Here is a 16963-nt window from a genome sequence, read left to right as displayed (position 1 = left end):
GGGGAAGTGGGTGGGCGACATCGAGGACTGATCGGCGTATGGAGCCGCCGATGACCGCCTTCTGGGAAACCAAGCGCCTTGAGCAGATGACCCGCGAGGAGTGGGAAAGCCTGTGCGACGGCTGTGGCCTGTGCTGCCTTGTCCGGTTCGAGGACGAGGACACGGGCGAGGTGATCCCGACGCGGGTTCACTGCAAGCTGTTCGATCCGGTGCGCTGCACCTGTTCGGACTACGCCAACCGCAAGCAGCACGTGCCGGACTGCATCAAGCTGACGCCCTGGAATATCGAGGCGCTCGAATGGATGCCGAAGTCCTGCGGCTACCGCCGGATTCACGAGGGACGGAACCTGGCGTCTTGGCACCATCTGATCTCCGGCAGCCGGGAGACGGTGCATGAGGCGGGCGTGTCGGTGAAAGGGCAGACCGTCTCCGAACTGGCGTTGAAGGAGGCGGAGGACGCGCTGGACTTCGAGGCGCCGGAGTGGCGCGAGGAACGCGGCGTCTGACGCCTCGCTGAGTTCAGCCGAACTCGTGAACGAATTCCCGGGTCTTTCAGCGGCTTGTAAAAAAGAGTCGGGAATCTTCCAACGGTCGGTCACTGGCGCCGCATACTTTGGGCATGACGGGAAAGACCGGCAGGGCTGACGCGGCCCCGGTCCCGATCCACGGAGATCATCATGCTGAACTGGCGACGGCCCTTCGGGGACCGGCGGCGCGTCTCCGCGCCTGAAACGAAGGACAGCCGGGTCGGCGCGCTGATCGCGATGGGTGCGGGCGGACGGGCGCGGTGGACGCCGCGAGACTACGCCAGCCTGACAGCGTCGGGGTTTACACAGAATCCGGTCGCCTATCGCTGCGTGCGGATGATCGCGGAAGCGGCGGCGGCGACGCCGTTCGCGGTGTTCTCGGACGGCGTGCGCAACGACGATCATCCGCTGGCCAAACTGTTGGCGAAGCCCAATCCGGAGCAGTCTGGCGCCGAATGGCTGGAGGGCGTTTACGGCGCGCTGCAGACGGCCGGGAACGCCTATGTCGAAGCGTCGGGAGATGAGGGGCCGGAAGAACTGTGGTCCCTGCGTCCCGACCGGATGAAGGTCGTGCCGGGGCGTAGCGGCTGGCCGGAGGCCTATGAGTACACACTGAATGGCCGGGCGGTGACGCTGGCGCGGGCTGCGGACGGCTGGATGCCGGTGATGCACCTGAAGCTGTTTCACCCGCTGGACGACCACTACGGCTTCTCGCCCCTGGAAGCCGCGTCATTTTCGATCGATGTGCACAACGCCTCGAGCCAGTGGAACAAGGCGCTGCTGGACAATTCGGCGCGCCCGTCGGGGGCGCTGGTGTTCGGTGGTCGGGAAGGCGAGCGACTGACGGATGAGCAGTTCACCGCGCTGAAAAACCAGATCGACGACATGCACAGCGGGATCGCCAACGCCGGTCGGCCTCTGGTTCTGGAAGGGGGCTGGAGTGGAAGCCGCTGAGCTGGACGCCCGCGGACATGGACTTCATCGCCGGCAAACACGCGGCGGCGCGAGAGATCGCGCTGGCGTTCGGCGTGCCGCCGCAGTTGCTGGGCATTCCCGGAGACGCGACCTACGCCAACTACCGAGAGGCCAATACGGCCTTCTGGCGCGGGACGGTGTCGCCTCTGGTGCGCAAGACGGCGGGGGCGCTGACCGGCTGGCTGGGCGGACGCTTCAGCGGCGTGCGGATCGAGCCGGACCTGGACGCCGTGCCCGCGCTGCAGCCCGAGCGGGAAGCGCTGTGGTCCCGGCTGAGCGCCGCCGCTTTCCTCACCGACGACGAGCGGCGTCGTATGGCCGGTGTGGGAGGCTGAGATGGAGACGACGCGGAAGATCCCGGTCGCCCTGATCACGGCCCTGGCGGTGCAGACGATCGGGGGACTGGTCTGGGCGGGCGGGGCGGCTGCGCGGATCGCCACCCTGGAGGATCGGGTCGCCGAGCAGAGGCTGGTCGCCGAACGACTGGCCCGACTGGAGGCGCTGGGCGAAGCGACGCAGGCGGCCGTGGATCGGATCGAGCACCGGCTGGAGGCGGGGCGATGACGGATGTGGCGACGCGGGCCGGTCTGCGGATCGAGGGCTATGCGTCGCTGTGGGGCGTGGCCGACCTGAACCGCGACGTGGTCCATAGGGGCGCATTCGCGGACAGTCTGACGAAGACCGGCGCTGAAGGCGTTCGCATGCTGCACCAGCATGAGGGCCGGGCCGTGGTCGGGGTCTGGGATCGGATAGCCGAGGACGAACGCGGCCTGTTCGTCAGTGGGCGGATCATGGATTGGTCCGCGGAGGCGCGGTTCGCCGGAGCGCTGGCCAGGGCTGGAGCGATGGACGCGCTGTCGATCGGATTTCGAGCGGTGAGGGCGCGGCGTGACGGTGCGCTACGGGTGCTGACCGGGGTGGAGCTGTGGGAGGTGTCGCTGGTCACTTTTCCAGCCTTGCCGGGAGCGCGGTTCGGGGTGCGCCCGGAACGGTAATAAGCCAGAACAACACTCCGGCTCCTGCACCAAGAAGACCGATCCAGCCCGTGAAGACGGCAAGGTCGAATAGGCCCCAAAGAGTGATGTGGCCGTTCTGATGAGTGATGTGGCCATTGCTGTAGGCGTAGTCAGGCGACGAGAGCAGCCCCAACAAAAGCCAAGGGAGTGCCGCAACCACTGCGCCAACCGCCGCGCAGTTGAGAACCGTAGGACGCAGTCGCTTCCTGAACAGGAGATAGGCGGGCACGCCGAGGAGCAGAGCGGCCGGATAGGCGCCGACGACCGCGTTGATCAAAGCTGTTCGGAACACTCGGTCCCAGAAGTCGGGCAGTCCGGCATAGAGCGGTTGCTGGATCGCCATTGCCAACGCGGCCGCGCCCGGCACGACGATGAAGGCCAGTGCGAGACGCCAGAATGGCGGACGTACGAGGCGCTGTTCCATCCGGTGACGCTACCACGCCGACGGACATTTCAGCCAATCCGCACGCAAAGTGTAACAGCCACTGAAACGTCGTGACGTTCCCGATGTTGCCGGGCGCGCGGTTCGCGACGGCAGATCCCTAGCGGCTCATCCAGGGCTTGGACTTGCCCGTAGCGATGCGGGCGGCCTGTTCGCGCTGGAAGCGACCGCCTTTCGGCGGCTTGGGCTTGGCGTTGATCGCCGCCTGCTTCAGCCGCAGCGCCCGCTGGATCGGCGTCTCGTCAGCAGGTGCGGGCGAGGTCTGGTCTTCATCGGGAGCGCTCATGGGGAACCCGTAGCACGGTATCGGACACGGGTGTGATCCGCTTCAGTTCGGAGACAGTCCGGATTGCCAGCCGTCCACGATCTTCCGGACCCGGGCGAGGATTTTCGGGTCCCTGACAGCGCGGCCGGCCAGGAAGCTGAAGAAGAGGCCTAACGCCAGAGGGAGCCCGAAGACTGTCACTGCGATCATCGCGATCACGCCGATCAGGACCCAAAGACCGATCAGGAGAGAAGCATCGTCGGTGGGGAGCTTGCCGCCGGGGGACGGGATTGTGTTCGGGAACGGCGGGGACTGCGGCGGCGGCATGTGCCGGGCCGGCGCATCGACCTTTTGTACCCGCTGCAGGGCGCCGACGTTGCGGAGCGGTGGCCGCTCGGCGGCTTGAGCGGGCGGCCGGGGATCGTTGCGGCGCTGGAGGTCCGGCAGCGGACCGGGCGACGTTGGGCGCGCAGGCTCGAAGGGAATCGACTGGCCCTGCGCATCGACGGTGAAGACCTGGTCGAACGCGACGGTCGTGAAGTCGATGGCCCGGGTGTCCTGGCCGTAGCTGTCGCCCAGAAGGCCGAGCAGGACGCCGTTGCGAACGCGAGCCTTGAACGCGATCGGATCCGGAAGATTGCCGATCATGGCGTGAACCGTGCCGAGATCGCCGGTCGGGCCGGAGATCGGCGTCCAGCGGGTTTGGTCCACGATCATCTCGGTGAACAGGCCGAAACCGGAGTTGCGGCGCTGACTGGGACGGCTTTGCTCGAACTGGGCGGAAAGGTCCGGAACCGCGCCGCGCAGGTCGTGGGCAAGCGCGACCATCAGCGTCCGTTCGAGGCGGGTGTAGTTGCTCAACGCCAGGTCTCCGCAAAGGTCCGGTACGCGCCGACGGCAGACAGAGTTTCAGGGCGATCCACGCCCTGACCCTAACCGCGATCCGCGGTTCTTAACATCGGAGATGAGATGAAAGAGACCAAACAGGCCTCGGCGACGCCGGAGGCCCGCGCCGCCATGCACGAAATGATGGCGGCGTTCGAGGCGTTCAAAGGCGCCAATGACGCGCGACTGGGCGAGATCGAACGCAAGGCGTCGGCGGATACGCTGCTGGAAGAAAAGGTCGCGCGTATCGACCAGGCGGTGGCCAGCGCACAGGCGCGACTGGATCGCGTCGTCAGCGAGGCCCGTCGTCCACCGCTTGGCGCGGAGCCGAAGACGGCGGACGCGCCCGAGGCGAAGGCGGCGTTCGACGGCTATCTCCGTGCCGGGGCGTCATTCGGGCTGGAGTTGAAGGCGGGTCTGTCGTCGGCGTCGAACTCAGCCGGCTATGTGGCGCCCGAGCAGACCGAGCGCGCTATCGAGCGACGTCTGATGGCCGGTTCGCCGATGCGCGAGATCGCGACGGTGCGAACGGTGCAGGCGGGCGTGTTCCGCAAGCCGGTCTCGATCGCCGGGGTCGGCTCGGGCTGGGTGGCGGAGACGGCGGCGCGGCCGGAGACGGACCCGGCCACCCTGTCCCTGCTGGAGTTTCCGGCGGCTGATCTCTACGCCTGCCCGGCGGCGACCCAGTCCTTGCTGGACGACGCCCTGGTCGATCTGGACGAATGGCTGGCGGCCGAGGTGGAGGACGCGTTCGCGGCGCAGGAAACCCAGGCTTTCGTCAACGGCGACGGGACCAACAAGCCGCGCGGCTTCCTGGACTATGACATCGTCGCCGACGCGGATCAGGACTGGGGCGAGATCGGCTATATCGCGTCCGGCGCCGCGGGCGGTTTCGCATCCGGCAGTCCCACGGATCGACTGATCGATCTGATCTATGCGCCCAAGGCCCAGTACCGGCCCAATGCGCGCTTCGTCATGAACCGGCGCACGGTCTCGGCGGTGCGCAAGTTCAAGGACGCCGACGGGAACTATATCTGGCAGCCGGCCCAACGGGCCGGTGAGACGGCCTCGCTGCTCGGTTATGCGGTCAGCGAGATCGAGACGATGCCCAACATCGCGGCCAATGCCCCGGCCATCGCCTTCGGCGACTTCCGACGCGGGTATCTGATCGTGGACCGCGCCGGTGTGCGGGTGCTCCGGGATCCGTACTCGGCCAAGCCCTACGTCCTCTTCTACACGACCCGGCGGGTCGGCGGCGGGGTGCAGGACTTCGACGCGATCAAGGTGATGAAGTTCAGCGCGACCTGACTGACCGGACGGCGGGCCGCGCATGGCGGCCTGCTGTCACTCCTCCAGACAATCGAGGTTCCCATGACCGCACCGGTGTCCCTCACCGAGGCGAAGCTGTTCCTGCGCGTCGAACATGGCGCGGAGGACGAGCTGATCCAGACGCTGATCGACGCCGCGAAGGCGCGGGTGGAGGGAGATGTGGGGCTGGGCCTCACCTCGACCTCACCTGCGCCGCTGCGGCTGGCGATCCTGATGCTGACCCTGAGTGCGTACGAGCGCGGGGAGAGCGACCTGGCCCTTCAACCGGTCGATGCCTGGCTGGCGCCCTACCGGGTGGTGAGGCTGTGACGGCGCGGCGCAGGGCGCTGCTGGCCCAGCTGTTTGAAGTGACTGAAGCCGAGACGCCCTACGGCGGGCGGAGCGCGAGCTACGAACCGCTCGGACACGCCTGGCTGAAAGTCGGGCTGGCCCGGCGGCGCGCGCGCGGAGAAGCCGGGACCGAAGCCGTGGCCGAGACACTGGCGGCGGAAACCCGCCCGGACGCCCGGCTGGTGAGCGGACGGATGTTGCGGTTCGACGGCGCGGACTGGCGGGTCATCTCTGGAGAGACCATCGGCGGGCGCGCCCTGCTCAACCTGGAGCGAACGCGATGAGCCACGAACTGGCGCTGCAAAAAGCGTTGATCGCGCATCTGAAAAGCGACCCGGCGAGCCTGGCCCTGCTGGGGGACCGGATATGGGATACGGCGCCGTCGTCGCCCGCCTATCCGCACCTGTTGATCGGGCGAAGCGAGAGCCGACCCTTGGCCGCGGAAGGTGGCGGAGTCGAGCATCTGCTGACCCTCACCATCGTCTCCAGCTTCCGCGGCGCGGAGGAGGCGAAGGCCGCCATGGCGGCGATCCGTTTGCGACTGACCGATGCGGCGCTGGAGGCCGACGGGGTGAAGACAATCAGCCTGGGCGTCCGCTTCACCGACGTCTGGCGCTCTCCCACCGGCTTTCGAACCTATGCGGTCCTGCGCGTGCGGGCCGTGACCGAAGACATCTGAACCGACGGAGATTCCCATGAGCGCGCAACGCGGCAAGGACATCCTGCTGAAGATCGAACAGGAGGGCGGCTTTGTCACCGTGGCGGGACTGAGGGCCCGCACCATCGCCTTGAACGCCCGGACCGTGGACGCCACCGATGGGGACAGCGCCGGGCGATGGCGGGAACTGCTCTCCGGCGCGGGCGTGCGGTCGGCGGCGGTGAACGGCCAAGGCATATTCCGGGACGCGGCGTCCGATGCCCTGATCCGTGAAGCCTTCTTCAGTCAGGCCGCGAAAACATGGCGGCTGATCGTGCCCGACTTCGGGCAGCTGGAAGGGCCGTTTCTGGTCGCCGCGCTGGAGTACGCCGGCGAGCATGAGGGGGAGGCGACGTTCGCAATCAGCCTGGCCAGCGCCGGCGAGATCACTTTCGAGGCGCTGTGATGAACGGGGTCCGGGGCGAGGTGAGCGCGCGGCTGGGCGGCGAAGACCGGTGTCTGTGCCTGACGCTGGGCGCGCTGGCCGAGATCGAGACGGGTCTGGGAATCGAGGGGCTGGATGGGCTGGCCGAGCGAATGCGGGCGCTCTCGGCGCGCGATTTGATCGTCGTGCTGGCGGCCCTGCTGCGCGGCGGGGGTGAAGTCGCGCTGGCGGACCGGGTCCGCGAGGCTTCCATCAACCCGAGAGATGCGGCGGAGGCTGTGGCCCGAGGGTTCGCCGCGGCGACGGAATGAAAACGCCCTGGAGCGGCATGCTGCGCCTCGCCCTGGGGGCGGGCGTCCCGCCGGCGGCCTTCTGGGCGCTGTCCCTGAGGGAATGGCGGATGCTGACGAAGCCACCGGGTGGGCCTGAACCGATGGGACGGGATGCATTCGAACGATTGACGGAGGCGTGGCCGGATGAGTGAGACCTTCAAACCAGAGGGGCTGGATTCCGTGCCCCAGCGGGTAGCTGAAGCCGCTGCTGCGCTGGAAAGTTTGCGGGAACCGGCGGAGCGGGCGGCAGCGTCTATCGAGGACTCTTTCGGTCGAGCGGCGGAGGGCCTCGCGCGTTCGCTGGGGCGGGCCGCCGCCGACGGCGAGATCACGATGGCCGAGCTGGCGCGCGCTGTTCTGGCGGCGGTGAACAGCGCGGGCGGTGCAGGCGCAGGGACTTCAGGCGGACTGTCGAACGCCATCGCCAGCGCGGTCGGGAACATGTTTTCCGGCAGTCGCGCGGACGGCGGGGTGGTCGCGGGCGGCGGCGCTTACCTCGTCGGTGAGCGGGGACCGGAAGTGTTCCGGCCCTCCGGGCCGGGGGTCGTCGAACCCACCGGCGGCGGAGGCGTGACCGTGAATGTCCGTATCGACGGCGGCGCGCCGGCCTTGCTGAGGTCCGAGGCGCAGATCGCGCAAATGCTGGCCCGGGCGGTGGCTCTGGGGGCGAGGAGAGGCTGATGGCGTTTCATGACGTGAGCCTGCCGGCGCGTCTGGCGTTCGGATCGACCGGCGGCGTGGAGCGCCGGACGGAGGTGGTCACCCTCGGCTCGGGATACGAGCGCCGCTCGACGCCCTGGGCCGATGGACGGCGGCGCTATCTGATCGGCGCGAACCTGAGGTCCCTGGATGACATGGCGACGCTGACCGCCTTCTTCGAGGCGCGCCGGGGGCGCCTGTTCGGATTTCGGTTCCGGGACTTCGCGGATTTCAAATCCTGCGCGCCGGGGTCTGCGGTCGGGCCGGGCGATCAGGTGCTCGGCGCAGGAGATGGCGCGCGTACGGTGTTCGCACTGGGCAAGATCTATGGCGAGGGCGCCGACGCCTGGAGGCGCATCGTTCGGAAGCCTGTGGAGGGGACGGTGCGTCTGGCCATCGACGGCATCGAGACAACGGCTTTCAGCGTCGACAGTGCGACGGGAGAGGTGATGCTGCAAACCGCGCCCGCCCCGGGCGCGCGGATCTCGGCAGGGTTCGAGTTCGATACGCCGGTGAGATTCGATTCCGATCGCATCGAAGTGACGCTCGAGAGCTTCGAGGCCGGGCGAATGGCGGCGGTGCCGCTTATCGAGATCAGGATCTGAAGCATGCGCCAGATTCCGGGGGAGATGGCCGCCCGCATCGAAAGCGGGGCGGCGACGCTGTGTCATGTCTGGCTGCTCACGCGTCTGGATGGCGTCACGCTGGGGTTCACGGACCACGATCGTGATCTGGTCGTGGACGGCGCATGCTGTCGGGCGGGCAGTGGCTGGACCGGTGGGGCGAGCGAGGCCCGGACCGGGGATGTTGGTGGATTGTCGGTCGCCGGCGGCCTGGATGACGATGGGATCACCCCGGACGATATCGACGCCGGGATCTACGATGGCGCGCGGGTCCAGCTGTGGCGGATCGACTGGGCGAGACCCGATCTGAAACTGCTTCTCTGGCGCGGCGGTGTGGCGCGGGTCCGTCGTGAAGGGCTTGGCTTCGTCGCAGACATCGAGGGACCTCTGGCCGCGCTGGACAGGGTGGTCGGCCGCACCTTCGGGCGCGATTGCGAAGCGGAGCTGGGGGACGCACGCTGCGGCGTCGAGCGTTCGGCCTATCCCGGCCTGACCTGCGACCGACGCTGGACCACCTGCGTCGAGCGGTTCAACAACGGCGCGCGGTTTCGAGGCTTCCCTGACATCCCCGGTGACGACTTCCTGACCGTAGTCCCGGCGGCCAGCGGCCGGAACGACGGCGGGAGCCGGCGGTGAGGACCCGGGTTCTGGCGGCGGCGCGCGACTGGATCGGAACACCCTATCGACATCAGGCCAGCGTGAAGGGCGAAGGCGCGGACTGCCTGGGCCTTGTCCGGGGGCTGTGGCGCGAAATGCTGGGCGAAGAGCCGGAGCCTCCGCCGGCCTACGGTTCGGACTGGGCCGAGGCGGGCGGCGAAGAGACGCTCTGGGCGGCCGCGCGCCGGTGGCTGGTGGAAATCCCGGTCGCCGAGGCGAAGGCCGGTGATGTGCTGCTGTTCCGCATGGTCTCCGGGGCGGCCGCCAAACACTGCGCCGTTCTGAGCGAGGCCGGGGGCGAGGGGCGGATGATCCACGCCTACTGGGGACGATGCGTCGTCGAGAGCTGGATGGGGCGCTGGTGGCGCGCACGGCTGGTGGCGGCGTTCGCCTGGCCCGGCACGACAGCGGAAGACTGAGGAGAACGCGCATGGCGCAGGTGGTGCTGAGTGGGATCGGCCAGGCTGTGGGCGGCGCACCCGGCGCAATGATCGGCAGCATGATCGGCCGAGGCATTGATCAGGCGGTGATCTCGAGCCTCGAGCCCGCGCGTCAGCGCGGACCGAGGCTGGATGGACTGAAGCTGCAGGGAACCGCCGAGGGCGCGCCGATGGCCTGCGTGCTGGGACGCGCGCGGGTGACCGGGCAGGTGATCTGGGCCGCTCGCTTTCGGGAGGATCGGCGAACGACATCGGCGGGAAAAAGCAGTCCGCGAACGGTCGAGTTCGGATACTCGCTCAGCTTCGCGGTTGCGCTTTGCGAGGGCCGGATCGACGGCATCGGACGGATTTGGGCGGACGGCCAGCCAATGGATCTGTCGGGAGTCACGCTGCGGGTCCACGAGGGTGGTGAGACACAGGCGCCGGATCCGTTGATCGAAGCCGTGGAAGGCGAGGCGCCCGCTTACCGTGGCACGGCCTATGTCGTGTTCGAGGACCTTCCGCTCGGCCCTTATGGCAATCGCGTCCCGCAACTGGCCTTCGAGGTCTTTCGACGTTCAAGGGGGGATACGTACCGTCTTGAAGACCGGCTGGAAGGTGTATGCCTGATACCGGGCGCGGGTGAGTTCACCTTGGCGACCGAGCCGGTCATGCGGCGGGAAGGTCTGACCCGGACCATGCCCGAGAATGTGCATGGCGGGGGTGGTCGGCCAGATATCCTGAAGTCGCTCGACCTGCTGCAGGCCCAGGCGCCGAACCTGAAACGGGTCAGTCTGGTCATCGGCTGGTTCGGAGATGATCTGCGCGCCGACCATTGCCGCATCCGTCCCGGTGTGGACCGCGCCGGGAAGCCGACCGCGCCGCTGACCTGGTCCGTGGCGGGGCTGGATCGGAGCGAAGCGCATCTGATCTCCGGCTCCGGCGGCGGCCCGGCCTATGGAGGAACGCCGTCGGACGACAGTGTGCGGCAGGCGATCGCCGAGCTGAAGCGTCGGGGGCTGGAAGTCACGCTGTATCCGTTCGTTTTCATGGACGTGCCGGTCGATAATGGCCTGCCTGATCCGGACGGCATGGGCGCACAGCCGCCCTATCCCTGGCGCGGACGGCTTCGGGGCCGGGATGGCGAGAGGGCTGACGCGGATGTGGGCGCCGTGTTCGGAAGCGCCGCCGGATGGGGGCTGCGACGTCTGGCGCTGCACTATGCCGCCCTGGTGGCGGAGACCGGCGCCGATGGGCTGCTGATCGGTTCGGAGATGCGTGGACTGAACTTGACGCGCGATCAGGCCGGCGGCTTTCCGGCTGTGGCCGCCTTTCGCGCGCTCGCCGCCGAATGCCGCGCCGTCGTCGGGCCGGACGTGAAGCTGTCCTATGCGGCGGACTGGTCCGAGTATGCGGGCCTGCGCCAGGATGAGGAGGTCAGGTTCCATCTGGATCCCCTGTGGTCGGATGCGAACATCGATTACGTCGGCATCGACTGGTATCCGCCACTGGGCGATTGGCGGGCGGACGGCGGCGGCCTGGACAGCGACATCTGGGCCGGTCCGACCGATCCCGGGTACTTGGCGTCGCAGGTCGCCGGTGGCGAGGGCTTCGAGTGGTTCTATGCCAGTGAAGCGGACCGTCTCGCCCAGACACGGACGCCGATCGTCGACAGCGCTCATGGCGAGGACTGGATCTATCGTGTGAAGGATTTGGTGGGGTGGTGGAGCCTTCCGCACCATGAGCGGGTCGGCGGTGAACGGAGCAGCCAGCCGACGTCCTGGATCCCGGGAATGAAGCCCGTGAGGCTGACCGAGTTCGGCTGCGCGGCCGTCGACCGGGGCGCGAATGCGCCCAATCTGTTCCTGGATCCCAAGAGCGCCGAGAGCGGGTTGCCCCCGTTTTCCAGTGGCGTACGCGATGACCGGATGCAGCGGCGCGCACTGGACGCGGTGCTGGAACATTTTGAAACGAACAACCCCATCTCCGCCGTCTACGGTGGGCCGATGCTGGACGCGGCCGACGTCTGGTGCTGGGACGCGCGACCGTGGCCGGACTTTCCGGCGTTCAGCGACGTCTGGGCTGATGCCGAAGCCTGGCGTTGCGGACACTGGTTGAACGGAAGACTGGATGGCGAGACGCGGGATTTGATCGCCGCCATCCTGCGGCGCGGCGGTGTTGAAGCGTTCGAGATCGGCGCTTTCGAAGGCGAAGTGCAGGGCTATGTCATTGATCGCCCCATGCCGACGCGCGACGCCTTGGCGCCCCTGCTGGCGGGTTTGGGGTTGCGGATGACGGAACGCGGCGGGGGCGTCGCGGTCCTTGGTGATCCCGAGCCGACGTTCGTACTGTCGACTGATGCGATGGCTCTGGCTGACGACGGACAGGCCGTGCGCACGGACCGTCAACTGGATGCGCGTCCCGTCACCGCACGCGTGCGGTTCATCGACGGCGCCAGGGACTACCAGACCGGATCGGCGCTGGTGCGTCAGGCAGGGGACGGCGGAACGATAGATCTGGATCTGCCTGCGGTGTGCGGCCCGGGAGTAGCGAAAGCGGCGGCGGCACGCGTGCTCAAGGCGGGCGCCGGCCAGCGCGCGACCGTAACCCTCGGCCCGGTGCAGGGATTGACGCTGGAGCCGGGCGACTGCGTTACCGTCGATCATCTGGCCGGTGAGTGGTGCGTGACCGGCCTTGAGTTTGCTGAACAGGCGGTCGCGACGCTTGAGCCCCGGAATGTCGTGTCGCTCGTTGCAGAGGATGACCTCCCGACGCCTGCACCGGGCGGCGAAATCGCCGGCGCGCCGTTCTTCAGGATGATCGACCTTCCTCCGCTGCCGGGCTCCGAGGACGACGGGCGACCGTTGGCCGTCGTGGCAGGACATCCGTGGACAGCGATGCAGGTGCGAGCAGGTCCCTCCCCGGACGCCCTGACTGTTCGAGCTGATGCCGTCCGTTCCACAACGGTGGCGACGCTGACGGCGTCTCTTCAGGCCGGGCCGCGACATCGTTGGGACCAGGTGAACAGCCTGATGGTTCGTGTCGAGGGCGCGCCCCCGACGAGCCAAAGTGTTCCGGGGGTGCTTGCGGGCGGCAACGCCCTGGCGGTCGAGACCGTGGCGGGCTGGGAAGTGATCCAGTTCCGTCGTGCTGAGCTTGTCGGGAGTAATGTCTGGCGGCTGTCCGGATTGCTTCGGGGGCAGCAGGGCACCGAGGCCGCCATGCGGGCCGGAAGTACGGCGGGAGCCGTCGTGGTGTTTCTCGACGAGCCCCTGCGTGCGTCGTCGTCACCGGCGGAGCGCGGCCTGCCCCTGATCTGGCGGGCAGGGCCGACCGGGCTGTCGGGCGGAGCGCGCGTCGCGGATCTGGAGTGGACGGCCACGGGTGCACACTACCGTCCCTGGAGCCCGGCGCATCTGCGGGTCGGGAAGCGGAACGACGGCCGTTATGATTTCTGCTGGATTGCCCGGTCGAACATTGGCGGCGATGTCTGGGACGAGGAAGATCCCGTCGCACCGGTACGGTTCCGGGTCCGCATCCTCCACGAAGGGTTCGCAGTCCGCGTCCTGGATGCCGATGATTGCAGGGCCTCCTATTCCGCCGCCGATGTCGCGACCGACTTCCCGGAGGGTTTGGCCGGAGACGTCATCGCGGAGGTCGCGCAATGGGGTGATCGTTACGGATGGGGGCAGTCCGCAGGCGTAACCTTGCAAATCGGTCCTGGAAACGTTGGATGAGGTTTGCGGAATCCGCCGGATGGCCTAACTGAAATGCTCGGCAGCTAAAGCAGGAGCGGACCAGAACGTGGCGGGCGATCCCTACAAGGAACTGGGCGTGGCCCGGGGCGCGAGCCAGGACGAGGTCAAGAAGGCGTTCCGCAAGCTCGCCAAGGAGCTTCATCCCGACAAGAACCCGGGCAACAAGGAAGCGGACGAGCGCTTCAAGCGCGTGACGGCGGCCTTCGATATCGTCGGCGACAAGGACAAGCGCGCCAAGTTTGACCGGGGTGAGATCGACGCGGACGGACGCGAGCAGTTCCGCGGTTTCGGCGGGAGCGGCGCGGGCGGTGGGCGCGGCCCCGGCGGCGGCTTCGGCCAAGGTCCCTTCGGCCAGAGCGGCGGCGCGCGCGGCGGTTTCGAAAACATCGACCTGGACGAAATCTTCGGCGGCATGTTCAGCGGCGGCGCCCGTCCCGGTGCGCGTAGCGCTGCGCCGGCAAAGGGGCAGGATGTTCGGGCGACTCTCGAGATCAGTCTCGAGGACTCCATTTCAGGCGCCACGCGGCGTATCCAGTTTTCGGACGGCCGCACGCTGGACGTCGCCATTCCGAAGGGCGCCGGTGATGGCCAGACCATTCGTCTCAAGGGGCAGGGCATGCCGGGTCGCGGTGGCGAGAGCGGCGATGCGCTTATCGAACTGAAGCTGGCGCCGCATCCCGTCTTTACGCGCGATGGCTCAGACCTCACGATGGATCAGCCGGTGCCGCTGTATGATGCCGTACTCGGCGGCAAGGTGCCCTTGAGGACGCCGGAAGGCACGGTCAGCATGACCATTCCGGCGGGCTCCAGCTCCGGCAAGGTTCTGCGTCTGAAAGGTCGGGGCGCCTTCGCCAATGGCAAACGGGGCGACCTGCTGGCCAAGCTGATGATTATATTGCCCGAAGGCGATGAGGCGCTGACCAGGCTGGCGCAAAAGGCGCGGGATGAGGGGCCGATCCGGCCGTTCCGGGACTAGGTCGGGATGAACAACAAGCCTAACGCCAAGCCTGCCCGCCCGTGGTTTTCCTCAGGTCCGACCGCCAAACGGCCCGGGTGGTCGTCGCAGGCGATCCCGCACGACCTGCTGGGACGAGGCATCCGGGCGCCGGAAGTGGTGGCGCGGTTCGCCCATGGCCTGAAGCTGACGCGAGACCTTCTCCAGGTTCCGGCGGACTGGGTGCTCGTCTATGTCCCGGGCTCCGACACGGGCGCGGTGGAAGCGGCCATGTGGTCGATGCTCGGCGAGCGGCCCGTCCAGGTTCTGGCCTTTGAAAATTTCGGCAAGGTCTGGGCGACGGATGCGAAGACGCACCTGAAGCTGGAGCCCGAGGTTCTGACGGCGCCGTGGGGGGAATTTCCGGACGTCTCGAAGGTCGATCCGAAGAAGGACTTGGTCTTTCCCTGGAACGGCACCACCTCGGGCGTAAAGGCGCCGGGGGCGGATTGGCTGGCGACCAGGCGCGAAGGGATCGTGATCTGCGACGCCACCTCGGCGGCTTTCGCCATGCCGCTGCCGTTCGAGAAGCTAGATGTTGTGACCTTCAGCTTCCAGAAGGCGCTGGGGGGAGAAGCGGGACTGGGCGTCGCGGCCTTGTCGCCACGCGCGGTAGAGCGACTGGATCACTACGAGCCGCCGCGCCCGGTGCCCAAGGTCCTGCGTCTGCGCGATAACAAGGGGTTTGACCGCCTGCTGGCGACCGGGTCGATGGTGAACACCTTCTCGGTCTGGACGCTGGAAGACTGGATCGACGGGGTCGAGTGGGGTCTTTCGATCGGCGGTCTGGATGCGCTGATCGCGCGGACGCAGGCCAATGCGGCCGTGCTGGATCAGTGGGTCTCGAAGACGCCGTGGGTCGAATATCTGGCCGAAACCCCCGAGGTCCGCTCAACAACGTCCGTCTGTCTGAAGTTCGTCGATCCACGGGTTGACGCCATGGATGACAAAGCGCGGCGCGACCTCGTGACCCGGATGAAGGCGCTGGTCGAGGACGAAGGGGCGGCCTTTGACATCGAGGGGCATCGCAATGCCCCGGCCGGCCTGCGAATCTGGTGCGGCTGCACCGTCGATGTGGCCGATATTGAAGCCCTGACGCCTTGGCTGGATTGGGCCTTCGCGACGGCAATGGCGGAATATTCCGCCGACTGACGGGACACCGCCCGATTCCCCGGCTATAGGCTGCGCCCGCATTCCGGAAACCGGATCGGCGGAGAGTGAACCTTGGCGAATGTTGCAGTGGTCGGCGCCCAATGGGGTGACGAGGGCAAGGGCAAGATCGTCGACTGGCTGTCGAACCGCGCCGACATGGTTGTTCGGTTCCAGGGCGGTCATAACGCCGGCCATACGCTGGTCGTTGACGGCAAGGTCTACAAGCTGGCTTTGCTGCCGTCCGGCGTGGTGCAAGGCAAGCCGTCGATCATCGGGAACGGCGTCGTCGTCGATCCCTGGCATCTGGTCGGCGAGATCGAGAAGATCCAGGCCCAGGGCGTGGCCATCACCCCGGACATCCTGACGGTCGCGGACAACGCCTGCCTGATCCTGCCGATCCATCCGGCGCTGGACGTGGCGCGCGAGGCGGCCGCCAGCGCGCCGGGGGCCAAGATCGGCACGACCGGCCGCGGCATCGGGCCGGCCTATGAAGACAAGGTGGGCCGTCGCGCCATTCGGGTTTGCGATCTGGCCAATGTCGATGACCTGAAGGTCAAGATCGAGCGCCTGCGCTCGCACCACGACCCGCTGCGCGCGGGTCTGGGGCTGGAGCCGATCGATCCTGAAATCCTGTTGAGCCAACTGCTAGAGATCGCGCCGAAGATTCTGCCTTACGTGAAGGCCGCCTGGCGCGTGCTTGACCAGGCGCAGAAGACCGGCAAACGCGTGCTGTTCGAGGGCGCTCAAGGCGCTTTCCTCGACGTCGACCACGGCACCTATCCGTATGTGACCAGCTCCAATACCGTAGCGGGACAGGCCGCAGCCGGTTCGGGCATCGGTCCGCGCGGCGTCGGCTATGTGCTCGGCATCGTGAAGGCCTACACAACGCGCGTAGGTGAGGGGCCGTTCGCCTGCGAGCTCAATGACGCCGTCGGCGAGCATCTGGCGACCGTCGGCCGGGAAGTCGGTGTGAACACAGGACGCGCCCGTCGCTGCGGCTGGTTTGACGCCGTTCTGGTGCGTCAGTCCGTGGCGATAAACGGCATCGACGGCATCGCCCTGACCAAGCTGGACGTTCTGGACGGGCTGGAGACGCTGAAGATCTGCGTCGGCTACCGGGTCAACGGGGAGGTTCTGGACTACCTGCCCTCCAGCCTGAAGGATCAGGCCGCCGCCGAGCCTGTGTTTGAGGAACTGGAAGGCTGGAGCGAAAGCACGGTCGGGGTCCGCAGCTTCAAGGACATCAACGCCAATGCGATCAAATACGTCCGTCGTATCGAGGAACTGATCGGCGCCCCCGTCGCCCTGCTGTCGACCAGCCCGGAGCGGGATGACACCATCCTGATGCGCGATCCTTTCCTGGGTTAGGTGGAAGCCCTTAGCGTTCAACGCTATTTAACACTGACCAGTCATACCGGGCGGACCTGAGGAGTTTCGCCCTTGTTCGCTATTGATCGTCGCATCCTCGCCCGGATAGA

General features: G+C 67.5%; 21 protein-coding genes and 1 pseudogene. 19 read left to right on the top strand and 3 right to left on the bottom strand.

The features are described 5' to 3' along the window. The first annotated feature begins 50 nt into the window (after positions 1–50). The 4 genes and pseudogenes from ACW174_RS02075 (at position 51) to ACW174_RS02060 (ending at position 2497) form a co-directional block, all read left to right on the top strand. Positions 51–506, top strand: a complete 456-nt coding sequence (locus ACW174_RS02075; RefSeq protein ID WP_492016035.1) for a YcgN family cysteine cluster protein — start codon at positions 51–53, stop codon at positions 504–506. A gap of 171 nt (positions 507–677) precedes the next feature. After that, positions 678–1837, top strand: a pseudogene (locus tag ACW174_RS02070) (phage portal protein). 1 nt (position 1838) lies between these two features. After that, complete coding sequence (locus ACW174_RS02065) at positions 1839–2066, top strand: hypothetical protein (protein ID WP_492016034.1); 228 nt, start codon at positions 1839–1841, stop codon at positions 2064–2066. After that, on the top strand, positions 2063–2497 hold the full coding sequence (locus ACW174_RS02060; RefSeq protein WP_492016033.1) for an HK97 family phage prohead protease: 435 nt from the start codon (positions 2063–2065) through the stop codon (positions 2495–2497). Before ACW174_RS02065 ends, ACW174_RS02060 begins: the two co-directional genes overlap by 4 nt. On the opposite strand, the gene ACW174_RS02055 is transcribed toward ACW174_RS02060, so the two are convergent. The 3 genes from ACW174_RS02055 to ACW174_RS02045 all read right to left on the bottom strand — a co-directional run bounded on the left by ACW174_RS02055 (position 2445) and on the right by ACW174_RS02045 (position 4086). Continuing rightward, the gene (locus ACW174_RS02055) at positions 2445–2942 is read right to left on the bottom strand and encodes a hypothetical protein (protein ID WP_492016032.1); all 498 of its coding nucleotides are present in this window, start codon (positions 2940–2942) and stop codon (positions 2445–2447) included. The two genes, ACW174_RS02060 and ACW174_RS02055, sit on opposite strands and share 53 nt — an antisense overlap. Before the next feature lie 118 nt (positions 2943–3060). Further along, a complete protein-coding gene (locus ACW174_RS02050) occupies positions 3061–3246 on the bottom strand; it encodes a hypothetical protein (RefSeq protein WP_492016031.1) in 186 nt (61 codons plus the stop codon). Between the two features lie 42 nt (positions 3247–3288). Beyond that, complete coding sequence (locus tag ACW174_RS02045) at positions 3289–4086, bottom strand: hypothetical protein (protein ID WP_492016030.1); 798 nt, start codon at positions 4084–4086, stop codon at positions 3289–3291. 108 nt (positions 4087–4194) lie between these two features. On the opposite strand from ACW174_RS02045, the gene ACW174_RS02040 reads away from it, so the two are divergent. From ACW174_RS02040 to ACW174_RS01970, 15 genes are all read left to right on the top strand, one after another. Beyond that, the gene (locus tag ACW174_RS02040; protein WP_492016029.1) at positions 4195–5418 is read left to right on the top strand and encodes a phage major capsid protein; all 1224 of its coding nucleotides are present in this window, start codon (positions 4195–4197) and stop codon (positions 5416–5418) included. 63 nt (positions 5419–5481) lie between these two features. After that, a complete protein-coding gene (locus ACW174_RS02035; protein ID WP_492016028.1) occupies positions 5482–5748 on the top strand; it encodes a head-tail connector protein in 267 nt (88 codons plus the stop codon). Then, positions 5745–6053 (top strand): phage head-tail adapter protein, encoded by a 309-nt coding sequence (locus tag ACW174_RS02030; protein ID WP_492016027.1) that lies wholly within the window; start codon positions 5745–5747, stop codon positions 6051–6053. Before ACW174_RS02035 ends, ACW174_RS02030 begins: the two co-directional genes overlap by 4 nt. Then, positions 6050–6448: a DUF3168 domain-containing protein gene (locus ACW174_RS02025; RefSeq protein WP_492016026.1), complete on the top strand. Its 399-nt coding sequence runs from the start codon at positions 6050–6052 to the stop codon at positions 6446–6448. The genes ACW174_RS02030 and ACW174_RS02025 overlap by 4 nt, the downstream gene beginning before the upstream one ends. A gap of 16 nt (positions 6449–6464) precedes the next feature. Beyond that, positions 6465–6872, top strand: a complete 408-nt coding sequence (locus ACW174_RS02020; protein ID WP_492016025.1) for a phage major tail protein, TP901-1 family — start codon at positions 6465–6467, stop codon at positions 6870–6872. Further along, entirely contained in the window at positions 6872–7162 is a 291-nt protein-coding gene (locus ACW174_RS02015) for a GTA-gp10 family protein (RefSeq protein WP_492016024.1), read from the top strand. Before ACW174_RS02020 ends, ACW174_RS02015 begins: the two co-directional genes overlap by 1 nt. Next, entirely contained in the window at positions 7159–7335 is a 177-nt protein-coding gene (locus tag ACW174_RS02010) for a phage tail assembly chaperone (RefSeq protein ID WP_492016023.1), read from the top strand. The genes ACW174_RS02015 and ACW174_RS02010 overlap by 4 nt, the downstream gene beginning before the upstream one ends. Next, positions 7328–7864 carry a phage tail tape measure protein gene (locus ACW174_RS02005; RefSeq protein ID WP_492016022.1) on the top strand — a complete coding sequence of 179 codons (537 nt, stop codon included), beginning with the start codon at positions 7328–7330 and terminating at the stop codon, positions 7862–7864. The genes ACW174_RS02010 and ACW174_RS02005 overlap by 8 nt, the downstream gene beginning before the upstream one ends. After that, complete coding sequence (locus ACW174_RS02000; protein WP_492016021.1) at positions 7864–8487, top strand: phage distal tail protein, Rcc01695 family; 624 nt, start codon at positions 7864–7866, stop codon at positions 8485–8487. The genes ACW174_RS02005 and ACW174_RS02000 overlap by 1 nt, the downstream gene beginning before the upstream one ends. Positions 8488–8490: 3 nt before the next feature. Further along, on the top strand, positions 8491–9141 hold the full coding sequence (locus ACW174_RS01995; protein ID WP_492016020.1) for a phage/gene transfer agent baseplate hub protein: 651 nt from the start codon (positions 8491–8493) through the stop codon (positions 9139–9141). After that, positions 9138–9581, top strand: a complete 444-nt coding sequence (locus ACW174_RS01990) for an NlpC/P60 family protein (RefSeq protein WP_492016019.1) — start codon at positions 9138–9140, stop codon at positions 9579–9581. Before ACW174_RS01995 ends, ACW174_RS01990 begins: the two co-directional genes overlap by 4 nt. 11 nt (positions 9582–9592) lie before the next feature. Continuing rightward, positions 9593–13318, top strand: a complete 3726-nt coding sequence (locus ACW174_RS01985) for a baseplate multidomain protein megatron (RefSeq protein ID WP_492016018.1) — start codon at positions 9593–9595, stop codon at positions 13316–13318. 67 nt (positions 13319–13385) lie between these two features. Then, the gene (locus ACW174_RS01980; RefSeq protein WP_492016017.1) at positions 13386–14315 is read left to right on the top strand and encodes a DnaJ C-terminal domain-containing protein; all 930 of its coding nucleotides are present in this window, start codon (positions 13386–13388) and stop codon (positions 14313–14315) included. Positions 14316–14321: 6 nt separating this feature from the next. After that, positions 14322–15485, top strand: a complete 1164-nt coding sequence (locus ACW174_RS01975; protein ID WP_492016016.1) for a phosphoserine transaminase — start codon at positions 14322–14324, stop codon at positions 15483–15485. A 72-nt stretch (positions 15486–15557) separates the two neighbouring features. Continuing rightward, positions 15558–16853, top strand: a complete 1296-nt coding sequence (locus ACW174_RS01970; protein ID WP_492016015.1) for an adenylosuccinate synthase — start codon at positions 15558–15560, stop codon at positions 16851–16853. Positions 16854–16963 lie beyond the last annotated feature (110 nt).

It is taken from the genome of Brevundimonas sp. AVps31 (assembly GCF_058681355.1).
The sequence above is the reverse complement of the archived record's forward strand: the minus strand, read 5'-3'. Positions and strand labels throughout refer to the sequence as shown.